The sequence below is a fragment of the Acinetobacter suaedae genome (assembly GCF_008630915.1).
GTDB lineage: Bacteria > Pseudomonadota > Gammaproteobacteria > Pseudomonadales > Moraxellaceae > Acinetobacter > Acinetobacter suaedae.
In genome coordinates this window covers 1,136,009-1,149,050 of the sequence record NZ_CP043909.1, presented here as the reverse complement: position 1 = coordinate 1,149,050, position 13,042 = coordinate 1,136,009, and the positions used below count along the sequence as shown (strand labels likewise).

Genomic DNA, 13,042 nt, shown 5'->3' with positions numbered 1-13,042 from the left:
GATCAGATTTCAGCTTGTTCAAATAAGACAAGGATGTTGAACAAATTAAATTACTGTTTTAAATGAATAACTTAATACACAGCTCTTGTATCTAAGACATTAAGTTATTGATCTAATTCACGAATATATTTGATCTCTAAATAGTAAGCTTTATGCAAATATTTTTGATGTGGAGACATGAAAAATGAACAATCAACGCGATGCTATTCTTGGTTATGCTGACGAACAACATGCTTTCTTTATTCGTCTCATTGAGAACAATACTGTTCTTGGTAATAGCTATGGAATATTCTGTGAAAACGAAAATAGTGAAGCTGCTGAAAGTATTATGACGACGCTATTTTTAAAGAAATCTTTTTGGTTAAATGGTTCTGAGTTTAAAGATATTGTGAAAGGACTTAACCCGATTACTTAGTATATCCGTGCAATACTCCCAGACATAAACTTCAGAATAATCAACAATGATAACGAATCAATTGAGTCAAATTAAATTAAAGCCCACTGATTTTATACAAATCAATGGGCATTTTTATTCGGGCTAGAATGGATCATTTCATTATTACACTGGTCTTTTGTCATTCACTAAAGCAACTAATTTATAAATTTTCCCATCGAACTCATCTTCAAACAGCAAATCCATATTTGGAAAGATCGCACGACCATCAATTTCAATATGCTCTACTCGTTTGAAAAATGAAACCTCATGGTCCTCAAGTTCATTCAATTGCGCAATAACAATTGATTCATTTTCTTCTTGATCCTTTACCCTTACCGTGACCTTATTCATATTCATGAGTAATTCTCCCGATTCCCAATTTTATCTGTATAGAACTATGTAAAAATTTCGAATGTTTGTCGACTATGGCGTTGTAACAAGAGTTATAATTATTATATTTTTATTGCCAACCCACGTAAGACATTGAATTTTATTATTTAAAAATAAAATAAGTTGTATCTTTATTTAACCATCGGGTTACAAAGAAATGCTTTGTTTCACACACACAAAAGTACACCCCTAAACCATAATCGATGCAGCTAACTTAATTCAACTTATCGAGTGACGATCAATTTTTCTTATCAAAACGAGTAATCGGCTAGATACAATCTCCATCTATAACCAAAGCCGTCGTAATTCAAAATAATTCACAGCAATAACACCAATGTAGGCAAATACAAACCCAGAGAGTTGAAAGCAATCTTTTCCATAATCATAAAAAAGGTCAGGAATCCTGACCTTTAAAAGAGCTTATTTCCGCATTTGTCTTTTGACAAATAAGTATTTTCTGACAAATGGTAAAATCAGAAGCAATCCTGACATCACCCACAAGCCTATACTTATATTGCTATCCCACAGAATGTTTAGCTCACCATGAGAAATAGAAAGAGCACGGCGTAGATTGGACTCCATTAATTCACCAAGGACAAAGCCTAAGATTAAAGGAGCCAATGGAAAATCAAACTTTCTTAATATATAGCCGACAACACCTAAACCAATACACAGTAATAAATCAAAAATCGTACTATGAATTGCATAAACACCGACGAAACTAACTGTTGCAATTACAGGGATAAGAATATAGTTAGGAATATTAAGTAGTTTGGCAAAAAAACCAACTAATGGTAAGTTTAAAACCAAAAGAATAATATTCCCAACCATCAGCGAAGCAATCAAAGCCCAGACTAATACAGGTTGTTCTGCAAACAGTTGAGGGCCTGGTGTAATGTTATATAACGTCAAAGCTCCCATCATAACGGCTGTTGTACCCGATCCAGGCACACCCAAAGTTAGCATGGGAATAAATGATCCACATGCAGCGGCATTATTTGCACTTTCTGGAGCAGCCAATCCTCGCAAGTCTCCTTGACCAAACTTACCTTTTTCACCCGCCAGCTTACGTTCAGTGGTATACGCCATAGCACTCGCTACACTTGCCCCCGCCCCAGGTAAAATTCCTGAAAAAAATCCAATGAATGAACTTCGAATAATGGTTGCTAATGAGCTCAATAACTCTTTTAAATTAAATAAAGATCTTTTGCCTTGAGCAAGTACAACCTTTCCAACGGTTGTTCTTTCCAATAGTAGAAGAATTTCACTGACACTGAACAGACCAATTACGATGGTTGTAAAAGCAATACCATCACTTAACCCCACACTATCAAAAGTAAAACGATATACGCCTGTAATTGCATCCATACCAACCGTGGACAAACCCAACCCAATCAAAGCCATGATTAATGTTTTAAAGGGCTGAGTGCTCACCAAACCAGTTAGACACACAATCGCAAAAACCATCAAAGCAAAGTATTCTGCTGGCCCAAATGCAATCGCCCAGTTCGCTAAAATCGGTGCAAAAAAAACAATTCCAATAAAAGCAACCATACTTCCAATAAATGAACTCACTGAGGAAAGTGATAAAGCAATACCAGCTTTACCTTGCTGAGCTAAAGGATAGCCATCCATCGTGGTCATAATGGCACCAGCGTCACCTGGAACATTAATTAAAATTGCCGAAATTCGCCCTCCATACTCACAACCCAGATAAACTGCAGCAAGTAAAATTAATGCGCTCTCAACTGGCAAACCCAATGCATATGCAAAAGGTAAAAGTATCGCAACACCATTAATTGGCCCCAAACCAGGAAGCAATCCCACAATAGTTCCAACAAATGCACCAATAAATGCAATTAATAAATTTTGTGGCTGCAGTGCAACCTCAAAGCCAGTCATTAAGAAACTTAATACGTCCATAAATTTGTCATCCTTAACCCAGCAATCCCATTGGTAATGGCACATCTAAAACACGATCAAATAAGTAGTAGGTTGTTACACCCAAAATACAGGCGGTGATAATGGTTGGTCTTGTTTTTCCTTTGAATAATTTGCCTATAGCTGTTGCCATCAATGTTGTTGCAATAATGAACCCTAGTAACTCAAATAAAGCTGCATATAAAGTCAACGCAAATGCACATAATGTAATTCTAAAAAGCAAATGCTTAGTCCAGCCTAACTCAACAGGTTCAAACATGATCGTGGGTCTAACAGTCAAATAGACAGCACTCACCGTGATCAGTCCCATAATCAAAAGAGGAAAGGCTTTTGGTCCCACAGAGTCATAGGAGATTGGCGCATCAAAGTTACTTGCATAAATCACCAACCCCAAACCACAAAGGGCAATAATCCCCGTTAGGATACGTTCTGATTTCATTGTTATTCCTTAACACGACGAAAAGTACCAAATCATCGATTTGGCACTCATTCATTGATTATTTAGATAATTTATATTCGGCAGATAATTGACGCATTTGATCAGTTTGCTTGTAGACATAAGCTGTGATCTGATCGCCAGTCAGTGCAAATGGCAACAAATCCTGATTATTACGAACGGTTTCAAATTTTTTGTTTTCCATCATTTTATCGAATGATGTTTTCCACCATTGATAAGCATCATCACTAACTTTAGGTCCCATGTAAAAGCCACGAATCACAGGCCATTCAATATCATAACCCTGCTCTTTCGCAGTTGGTAAGTTTGAAAACTTCCCTTGTAAGCGCTCATTTGCAAATACAGCAAGTACTCGTATTCTGCCAGCTTCCAAATTTGAGCTGACTTCACTAATATTCCCTACCGCTACTTTGACATGCTGCCCTAAAAGCGCTGTCAGAACTTCGCCCCCTCCCTCTAAAGCAACAAAACTCATTGCCGAAGGATTTATTCCTGCTTTTTTTGCAAGCATCGCTGATTGCATCCAATCCTGACCACCAACACTACCAGCTCCACCAAAACTGATTCCCTTAGGGTCTTTTTGTAAATCTTTTATAAGATCACCCAAGGTTTGATAAGGCGAATCTTTATGTACAGCAACTAAACCATAATCAACCGCAACACCTGAAAGCCATCTCACATCTTTTTCTGTGAAATTTCCAAATTTACCTTGGGCTAGATTGAGTAATGATCCAGTGGAAAATGCAATTACAGCTTCATTATTTGCAGAATCATTGCTCACAATTTTATTGTAGGCAACCGCACCTACTCCACCTGGCATATACGTTACGCGGATTGGATCATTTAAAACCTCAGTTTCTTTCAAACCTGCTTGGATTAATTTACAAGTCATATCCAAACCACCACCAGGCTTTGCTGGGGCAATACATTCAGGACGTTTAGGTTGTCCTGCCTCTTTTGCACCATTAGTATTACATCCAGTGAAAACCAGAATCGAACATGTAACTAGAGCAAATGAAAGTTTTTTCATTATAAAAACATCCTTATTGTTTAAGTGATCCATTAAAGTTTTCCCTACTACCATTGCAGAACCTCCTTGATCGTTGTTTAGCCTTGGTGATTTGAAAACTTTTCTAAACAGCGAGTTTCAATGTAAGCGTCGTGAGATAGAGCCTCATTCCAATAAAAACCTAAGTTATTACATGGTCTTAGACACAATCTAAGACAGCAAACACGATAAAATTCGTATGCATTTCAAAACTAACTTATTGTTATTTTCTGTTGGGAATTCAAACCCAATTCATGTGATGATGAACATTCAAAAGCAAGCAAACATTTCTGATACAACGCGGCATTCCTGTTGCCAACAATGAGAACATCGTCCATCGATCTCTCTCCTCTCAAATTTTCCTTACTTTAAGTTGAAACAGCGAGCTGCTGTGATAGCGAAGAATTAAAGGGGTATTTAATTATTTTAAATAGCATTGAATTTCAGAGTGTTTTAGCGCCAAATTGCATATACGTAAAAAAACAATTTAAACCATTGTTTTGATTAAAATAAGCTTAAAAACACTTGCTAAGGTATTTAAAAAAAATATAGGCTAAATCTTTAAAACTCAGAATTACGTTCTCTCCCCACCCAAGATCAATATATTTTTTGCTTGAATAAGCATTAATTTTGTAGACACTATTAAAATAATATTACTTGATATGTTTAGTAATATTTTTAGAAATATTTAACATGGATGCTTAGAGAACTTTTCATGGAAATTAAACAAATAAAATACTTTTTAACGGTGGTTGAAGCAGGAAGTATTGGAAAAGCAGCCCAGAAACTTGATATTGGTGCTTCGGCGATTAGTCAGCAAATTAGTAAGCTTGAGCAAGAATTAAGTATCCGTTTATTACAGCGAAATGCTTTTGGAGTATCGCCAACACCAGCAGGGCTCGCATTTTTAAAACATTCACAATTAATTCTAAGACAGATCAACTTTGCAATTGATGCAGCACACTCAGCAAGGCTCTCAGGTCATGTCAGTATTGGTTTACCCCCCACAATTACAGCATTATTGGGCATACCATTAATGAAATTGATGTCAGAACGCTATCCTGACATTCGTCTTGAAATGATAGAAACCCTATCTGGCAATCTGATACAAGCAATTAACTCACGTCAACTTGATCTCGCTATTATTTTTACCAATGAAGTAGACAGGCAATGGTCTATACAACCGTTAGTTCGAGAGCAAATGTATTTAATGGGGCGTAGAGAAATTTTAGAAAAACATCATCTTCATGACTGCCTCAAGAGCGGTGTGATTCAGTCTCAATACATTGGTGATATTCCCTTAGTTCTACCTCGCCAAAGACATAGTTTGAGAAAATTCTTAGAACATAAGATTGGTGTAGTAAACGTTGCTTATGAGATTGATGGGTTACATTTACTCATGGATAGTCTGATTCACCTAGACCTTGTAAGTATTCGTCCCGGGAGTGCTTGTCTACAAGAATATAAACATAAATTACAGCTACTTAAAATCGTAGATCCAGAAATTGAACGTATCAATTATTTAGTGAGCATCGCCGAAGAACAATTATCACCTGCTGCGTTAGCCGCTAAATCAGCAATCAAAGCCTGTGTTAAAGCGCTTGTACAGAACAAAAGCTGGCCATGTTCTGAATTAATTTTCTAGAACATCATTAGTTTTTTTAAATACCTCATTAGATTTAGCCTATCACTCCTCGCTTTTATTTGGGTTTACATTCTTTATTGAGTCAAAGAGCTATTTCTAATTATTGAAATATTGATGGCATGTTCATCCTAAGCATAAAACATCTCTCTTTTACTCAAAAAATTATCTTTGATCTCAGCTAAGTTGAAACTAATTAACTAAGAATCAGATCAGATAAAACATAAGAATATAGAACAAGGAGGTTTCTAAATGCCAATATATAAACACCCAAGCTAATTTCCAACCTGTGTCAGATCTCACACCTATTTTTCTTGTGCTATTCCATAACAACAGCGCTATGTCATAAAGTCGCGCAGAAAATAGCATCTAAAACAAGAAATTCTTTATCCATCAACAATATGGTGCTCTAGTCATTTTCCATACTGTACTCAATTTAAGCGATCTAACATGAAAAAATCTCCATTCTTAACAATTGTTTGCTTAGTAAGTTTTAGCTTCAGTCCGATTGAAGTCTATGCAGATACACTCAAAGTAATTAGTTCTGGTGGGTTTTATTCTTCTATGGAAAAACTCATCCCTCTTTTTGAGGAAAAAACAGGTCATAGCATTGAGCTATCCTCAGGTTCATCTATGGGAGCCTCAAGTACATCTATCCCAAATCGGCTGGAGCGTGGTGAACAATTCGATGTTGTCATTCTAGCCTCACCTGAACTCAACAAACTAATAGACAAAGGTTATCTCAACTCAAGTACGCATGTAGATTTAGTCAACTCTAGCATTGGCATGGCGATACCTAAAGGCGCCAAAAAACCAGATATCAGTTCAGCTGAAAATTTTAAAAAAGCATTATTAGATGCACGACAAATTGGATATTCTGCAAGTGCGAGTGGTACACACCTTGAAAAGGATGTTTTCCCAAGTTTTCAGCCCGTAGAATATAAGGTAATTCGTGCTAAAGCCGAAAAGGTTATCGGTGATCGAGTTGCTAAACGCATTGCGGAAGGACAATTTGACATTGGTTTCCAACAAATCAGTGAAATCAAACCATTTACAGGTAAATATGGACAGGTTGAATTAGTAGGACCTATTCCTGCCCCCTATCAAAAAGTGACCATATTTTCTGCAGGTATCGGGAAAAACTCTAAAAATGAAGTATTGGCTAAGGAGTTAATTCAATTTGTGAAATCACCACAAGTGAAACACATTATCGATGATCAAGGTTTAGAGCAGATCAAGTGAAGTCTTATGATCTCAGACTAGATCAGGAAATAGCCCCATAAGGCACATAAAATCCCATCCTCATATAGATGGGATTTTACAAGTAGTTAGACTTTAATTTATATCAACAATATCAACAAATTGATAAATACGTCCATCTTTAGGATTTTCGAAGAGTAATTCCATATTTGGTCTTAAGATTTCCCCTTCAATTTCGATATGCTCTATACGCTTGAATAAAGGAATGTCTTGTTCATTCACTTTTTTAATAAACGCAACTGCAATATTTTCGGTTTCAAATTGGTCCTTCACTTTAATTTGTATATTATTCATTGAAACTCTTCCTTTTCTAAATTAGAAAAACATAACTGCACTAAATAAAAATGGTGTAATTACCACAAAAGGTATGGCAAAGTAAAAAAGTTACCGTAAAAGCAATTATGCATTGTAAAATTACATCAACATAAAAATGATGTACTAAGTTTTTGCTAGCAAAATATGACAAATATACAATAAGTTTGTCGATAAAAGCCTTGTAACCAAAAGTGTAAGAATGTTTTATAACGAGATAAATCAATACTTTAAATAAAAAACTATATCGTACACTTTATGAAGATTTAGCTTAAAATCACATCCAAATGTTTAAATAACACTCAAATTTATACAGTTCGTTTTCATTTATTCAACATGATTGAATCTATGCTTGCTGTTATCCTAGAATTTGAATCAAGTAGACCTAAAGTACCTAATTCCTCTCTATTTGATCACTATCCTTTTCACAAGCTAAACATACTTCACAATAATACAAATACCCAATATTTATTCTAGAGAATATCAATGGTTTAAAAATCTCGATCAAAATCATACTTGATCGAGATTTTGTAGATATGCCATCAAACAGCATAAATCATATCATTCATGTGCATTTGGGCTTGGTTTACAAATATAGCCTTGAGCTTGATCTACTAGTCTAATATCACCATTAAAATGTGGATAATTTGGATAGCGGCACATTGGTTTTGAAACAATAGTAGTATAAGGCGGAGTAACCAACTGGTTTTTTAACACTAATGCATCTGCAGGTTTTTTATTGTGTACAACCCACTCATCCAGGGCTGCTAATAAATCGACTTGACCAGCAATACCACTTTCTGGTGCATTATTACTTGCTGCTCTGATACCATTTGAAGTATGTGGTAAGCCAGGTGCCACGTAAGCAACAAAAAACTGCTCTACAACCTCTTTGCCCATTTTATCGACCACCAGATCCCAATACTTCAACCCGGTTTGTGGACTTTGCGCTTTATCACTTAAATTTTCACGTAAAATAATTTTTCCGCCACGCTCATAAAATTGCGTAAGGTCAGGATTATAAGCATCAATTGCTTGTGAAACTTTTAAGACTCTGTCTTTAAAATCAGATGGGTTATAGTTTAACGTATTATAATTAGCGTCTTGCGCAATGAAGTAGCGTACATAACCACTACCAAAGTTGTATACACTAGACATGCCTGCTTTATAAGGGAAGCTCGGCGCCTGATTACCTGTAATCCACAACTCCCAATTGGCGTTAAGCCCTTCTCCACCATATAAAAAACCATCATAATGATTTTGGCCATCAGCCAATGTAAAATCAAATTGATACCCTTTATATGCAGCTTGTAACACTTTAAGCTGTGCAGCACTTAAACACTTAGTATGATCTGAAGTATTATCAGAACACAATAAGGCATCTAATGCTGGTTGAGCCTTAGTGATACAAGCTTGATAATTACTTACCACATAATCATCAATACCATCTAAACCATCACAAACTTTGACAATAGTCTCATGAATTAATTGAGTCTTCCCCCCCAACCAAGCATCAGGCTGACTTTGTAAAATACCTGTAAGCCAGTTTCCAAAAGTTTGTAATCCTGTCCAATTCATCACAGGATCAATTGCAACGATACCATCATAATCATCAGGAAAACGCTGTGCAGCTAGCATTGCCTCACGACCGCCCTCAGAGCCACCCATATAATAACTTTTTTCGGCATCTTTTTGATAATATTGCTTTACTATAGCTCGGGCCACATCGTGGGTCTTTTTATAAGCGGCATAAGCATGATTCATCAACGCTTCTTCATTTAGCGCAAATGCTTGAATATCTACCCCATCTTGAATTTGATGGCCAGAATCTGTGCCATAGGTAACATAACCCTGCATCAGTGGTAAAGGAACTTCAGGTCCAGCACCACGACTTGGATCTAGACCTGTAACAAGTGTTCCATTATACCCACTACCGCCATACTGCAACATTTTTTGATTCCAATTGATAGGTAAGTTTACCTGTACATTAATCAATGGTGCTTCGGGGTCAATAGGACTTATCGTAAGTAAAACCTGACAATAATTTGGTGTAGCTTTTTGAACACTTAACCCATCTTCACTCAAACTATCATCTTTGGCCAATTTGAATTCAGCCAGCTGTACAATAGCCTTCCCTGAAGCTAATCCAATTTTATTGGCACTGACTTCAAAGTTTTGCAAGGCTGAACAACGAGATTGAGCTTGGCTTAATTCAGTATATTGCTGATCGGAATCAGAAGAATTGCATCCTGCAATAAGCGTCCCTAGCATCAATGGTAATATGAGTTTCTTCATTATTTAATATGTCCCTTTTCCAGAAGGAATAGTTTTATTGTAGAAAACGGGTTCAAATATTTGACCCGCTTTTAGAGCATCCCACCCTCTTCATACTGATTAACTGGATCCAAAAAATAAACATTTTTTTATAAAAAATAAAATTAAAAAAAATATACAATAAAATTAAATTACTTAAAAAACAGAAAACCATCAATACAAGATTAACCCCCACAACAATGGATCCATAACATAAAGTGTAAATGGCATTGATAAACAATAAATGGTTGTCCCTATCTTTATTTAAACAGCATAGATCGTATTTGTTTGCTCATCTTATCTATTGCACAAGCTGACAAAGCAATTTTCCTTTTGCTGTTTATTTCCTCAGCTAAACAAGGAATCTTTTTTGTGAATCCAATCCAATTTGTTAAGATGTCAAACATGAGAAAATGACCTCATTTCTCATACTCTTTTGAAGAATTTTTTGACATAAAAGAGGTACACTAAAACGTATACTTTTTTGTTGTTTTCTATCATAGATACATAAAAGTTATTCAGGTTGATTAGAGACCAAGAATTTCACCGCCATAATTTACGCTTTACTTTTAAGGATTTAATACGCATGAATAGTGACACAGTTATAGCTGATCTTTCATCTCACACACCGATGATGCAGCAATACCTCAAGGTCAAGATGGAATATTCACATGCGTTATTGTTTTATCGTATGGGTGACTTTTATGAATTATTTTTCGAAGATGCCCATCTAGCCGCCAAACTTTTAGGTATCACGCTAACCCATCGTGGGAAAGCCAATGGTCAACCTATTCCAATGGCTGGTGTGCCTTATCACTCAGCAGAAGGTTATCTAGCACGTTTAGTTAAAGCTGGTCGTACTGTTGCGATTTGTGAACAGGTTGGTGAGGTTACAGGTAAAGGTCCTGTTGAACGCAAAGTCGTACGTGTTCTAACACCTGGTACACTCACTGACGACGCCTTGCTCGGAAGCTACCAATCTTCAAATCTTGTCGCGCTTTGCATCCAACAAAATCAAATCGGGATCGCTTTACTTGATCTCAGTGCCAGTATCTTTAAAGTACAACAACAAGACTATAAACCTGAACAACTCGCAATTGAGTTGGCTCGTTTAATGCCAAGCGAAATCTTGATTGATGAGGATTTAATTGATCAAAACATTATTGAACATATTAAGAAGAACCTCGATTGCTCTGTCACCAAACGCCCCAATGTTGATTTCAATCTCAATAATGCCCAAAAAACTTTGTGTGATCAGTTCGCAGTTTCAACCTTGTCAGGATTTGGTTTAGACTCATTGCCTCTTGCCAAAGCTGCCGCTGCTGCATTGATTCACTATGCAAAAGAAACTCAAAAAACAGCATTACCTCATATTCGTTCGATTCAAATTGAGCAAAGTACCGATTTTATTGCACTCGACCCAATTACACGCCGCAATTTAGAAATTATCGAACCGTTATTTGAACATGGAACCTCATTATTCCAATTGATTAATGACTGCCAAACAGCTATGGGTGGACGTTTACTCAGTCGTACACTCATGCAACCTATTCGTGATACTGCAATTCTCGACGCACGACTGGATGCAACCGAACAATTGCTCAAAGGCTATCATGAATCCCCAGTCCGTTTAGTATTGAAAGAGATTGGAGATATTGAACGTGTGCTCAGTCGTGTTGCGTTAGGTAGTGCACGCCCTAGAGATTTAGTACAGCTTCGTCAAGCTTGCGCACAGATTCCATTTTTACGCCATGCTTTAGCACCTGTTTTAAAAATACAGCAATCTAAGTTACTTCTTCAGCTTGATCAAGAACTTGGAGACTTCAAAAACCTACATGAACACTTGATGGCTGCGATTGTAGAAAGCCCACCTGTATTACTACGTGATGGCAATGTAATTGCAGAAGGTTATGATGATGAACTGGATGAATTACGTAAAATCCGTGATCACGCAGGACAATTCCTCATTGATTTAGAAATTAAAGAGCGTGAACGCACAGGTATTAATACGCTAAAAATCGGCTACAATCGTGTGAGTGGCTACTATATCGAACTCAGCCGAGCTCAAGCAGAACAAGCACCTGCTGACTATATTCGTCGTCAAACATTAAAAAATGCTGAACGCTATATCACACCAGAACTAAAAAGCTTTGAAGATAAAGTTTTATCGAGTGAATCACGTGCCCTCGCCCGTGAAAAGCTTTTATTCGAATCGTTATTGGATGAACTGCGCCAAAATATTGCCCAATTACAAATGATGAGTGCAGCGATTGCTTATATTGATGTATTGGCTAATTTCGCCCACCAAGCAAGATTAAATAATTGGGCAAGACCAGAATTTACACCTGAAACTTGCATTAAGATTCACGCAGGACGCCATCCTGTTGTCGAGGCTCTTAACAAAGCACCATTTACACCAAATGATACCTTTCTTGATCCTCAACATCGCATGGCGATTATCACAGGGCCAAATATGGGAGGTAAATCAACCTTCATGCGTCAAACGGCGTTAATTAGTCTTTTGGCATATTGTGGAAGCTACGTTCCTGCTAAATCAGCAAAATTAGGTTCAATTGATCGAATTTTTACCCGTATTGGCTCAGCCGATGATTTATCGACAGGTAAATCGACCTTCATGGTTGAAATGACTGAAACATCACAAATTTTACATCATGCGACCAGCCAATCTTTGGTACTCATGGATGAAGTTGGACGCGGAACCAGTACCTATGATGGACTATCTTTAGCTTGGGCCTGTGTACTCGATCTAACTAAACGCGTGAAATGTTTATGTCTATTTGCCACCCACTATTTTGAACTGACCGAACTAAGTAGTGAAACAGGTATTGATAACTACCACGTCACTGCACAAGAGTTAAATGGCAATCTCATTCTCCTTCACAAAGTCCAGCAAGGACCAGCGAGTCAAAGTCATGGCTTACAGGTCGCAAAACTGGCGGGCATTCCAGCAAATGTCATTAAAGAGGCACAAAAGCGATTAAAAATCTTGGAAAAACAGCAACACCAACATTTGCAAAATACAGTTCAAAATGATTTGTTTAGCTCAATCGAACATGAGATAGAAACTCAAGTGGTTGAAAAAATTGTTGAGGTTGAAGTAGCCTCGCCTGCATTAGCACTATTACATCAAATCGATGTTGACGATCTCACACCTCGTCAGGCACTTGAACAACTTTATTCGTTAAAAGCTGCCCTCAAATCCTAAACAGCAAGCTCTCAGAA

At 36.9% G+C, this 13,042-nt stretch carries 10 protein-coding genes; 4 read left to right on the top strand and 6 right to left on the bottom strand.

The features are described from left to right. Window positions 1-184 precede the first annotated feature (184 nt). Window positions 185-415: a hypothetical protein gene (locus tag F2A31_RS05345; protein ID WP_004639899.1), complete on the top strand. Its 231-nt coding sequence runs from the start codon at window positions 185-187 to the stop codon at window positions 413-415. Between the two features lie 144 nt (window positions 416-559). Here F2A31_RS05345 and F2A31_RS05340 read toward each other — a convergent pair whose 3' ends face one another. From F2A31_RS05340 to F2A31_RS05325, 4 genes are all read right to left on the bottom strand, one after another. Then, window positions 560-787, bottom strand: a complete 228-nt coding sequence (locus F2A31_RS05340) for a hypothetical protein (RefSeq protein WP_150027682.1) — start codon at window positions 785-787, stop codon at window positions 560-562. Between the two features lie 459 nt (window positions 788-1,246). After that, window positions 1,247-2,749 (bottom strand): tripartite tricarboxylate transporter permease, encoded by a 1,503-nt coding sequence (locus tag F2A31_RS05335; protein WP_005089731.1) that lies wholly within the window; start codon window positions 2,747-2,749, stop codon window positions 1,247-1,249. A 13-nt stretch (window positions 2,750-2,762) separates the two neighbouring features. Next, the gene (locus F2A31_RS05330; protein WP_150025503.1) at window positions 2,763-3,206 is read right to left on the bottom strand and encodes a tripartite tricarboxylate transporter TctB family protein; all 444 of its coding nucleotides are present in this window, start codon (window positions 3,204-3,206) and stop codon (window positions 2,763-2,765) included. Between the two features lie 58 nt (window positions 3,207-3,264). Further along, complete coding sequence (locus F2A31_RS05325) at window positions 3,265-4,308, bottom strand: Bug family tripartite tricarboxylate transporter substrate binding protein (RefSeq protein WP_005089728.1); 1,044 nt, start codon at window positions 4,306-4,308, stop codon at window positions 3,265-3,267. Between the two features lie 679 nt (window positions 4,309-4,987). On the opposite strand from F2A31_RS05325, the gene F2A31_RS05320 reads away from it, so the two are divergent. Together F2A31_RS05320 and F2A31_RS05315 are read left to right on the top strand one after the other, a co-directional pair. After that, window positions 4,988-5,917, top strand: coding sequence for a LysR family transcriptional regulator (locus F2A31_RS05320; RefSeq protein WP_004639911.1), 930 nt, complete (start codon window positions 4,988-4,990; stop codon window positions 5,915-5,917). A gap of 447 nt (window positions 5,918-6,364) precedes the next feature. Then, the gene (locus F2A31_RS05315) at window positions 6,365-7,156 is read left to right on the top strand and encodes a substrate-binding domain-containing protein (protein WP_215899261.1); all 792 of its coding nucleotides are present in this window, start codon (window positions 6,365-6,367) and stop codon (window positions 7,154-7,156) included. A 93-nt stretch (window positions 7,157-7,249) separates the two neighbouring features. Here F2A31_RS05315 and F2A31_RS05310 read toward each other — a convergent pair whose 3' ends face one another. Together F2A31_RS05310 and F2A31_RS05305 are read right to left on the bottom strand one after the other, a co-directional pair. Then, the gene (locus tag F2A31_RS05310; RefSeq protein ID WP_004639915.1) at window positions 7,250-7,468 is read right to left on the bottom strand and encodes a hypothetical protein; all 219 of its coding nucleotides are present in this window, start codon (window positions 7,466-7,468) and stop codon (window positions 7,250-7,252) included. 579 nt (window positions 7,469-8,047) lie between these two features. Beyond that, on the bottom strand, window positions 8,048-9,781 hold the full coding sequence (locus F2A31_RS05305; RefSeq protein ID WP_150025502.1) for a tannase/feruloyl esterase family alpha/beta hydrolase: 1,734 nt from the start codon (window positions 9,779-9,781) through the stop codon (window positions 8,048-8,050). Window positions 9,782-10,385: 604 nt separating this feature from the next. Here F2A31_RS05305 and mutS point away from each other — a divergent pair. Then, window positions 10,386-13,025, top strand: a complete 2,640-nt coding sequence (gene mutS / locus F2A31_RS05300; protein ID WP_150025501.1) for a DNA mismatch repair protein MutS — start codon at window positions 10,386-10,388, stop codon at window positions 13,023-13,025. Window positions 13,026-13,042 lie beyond the last annotated feature (17 nt).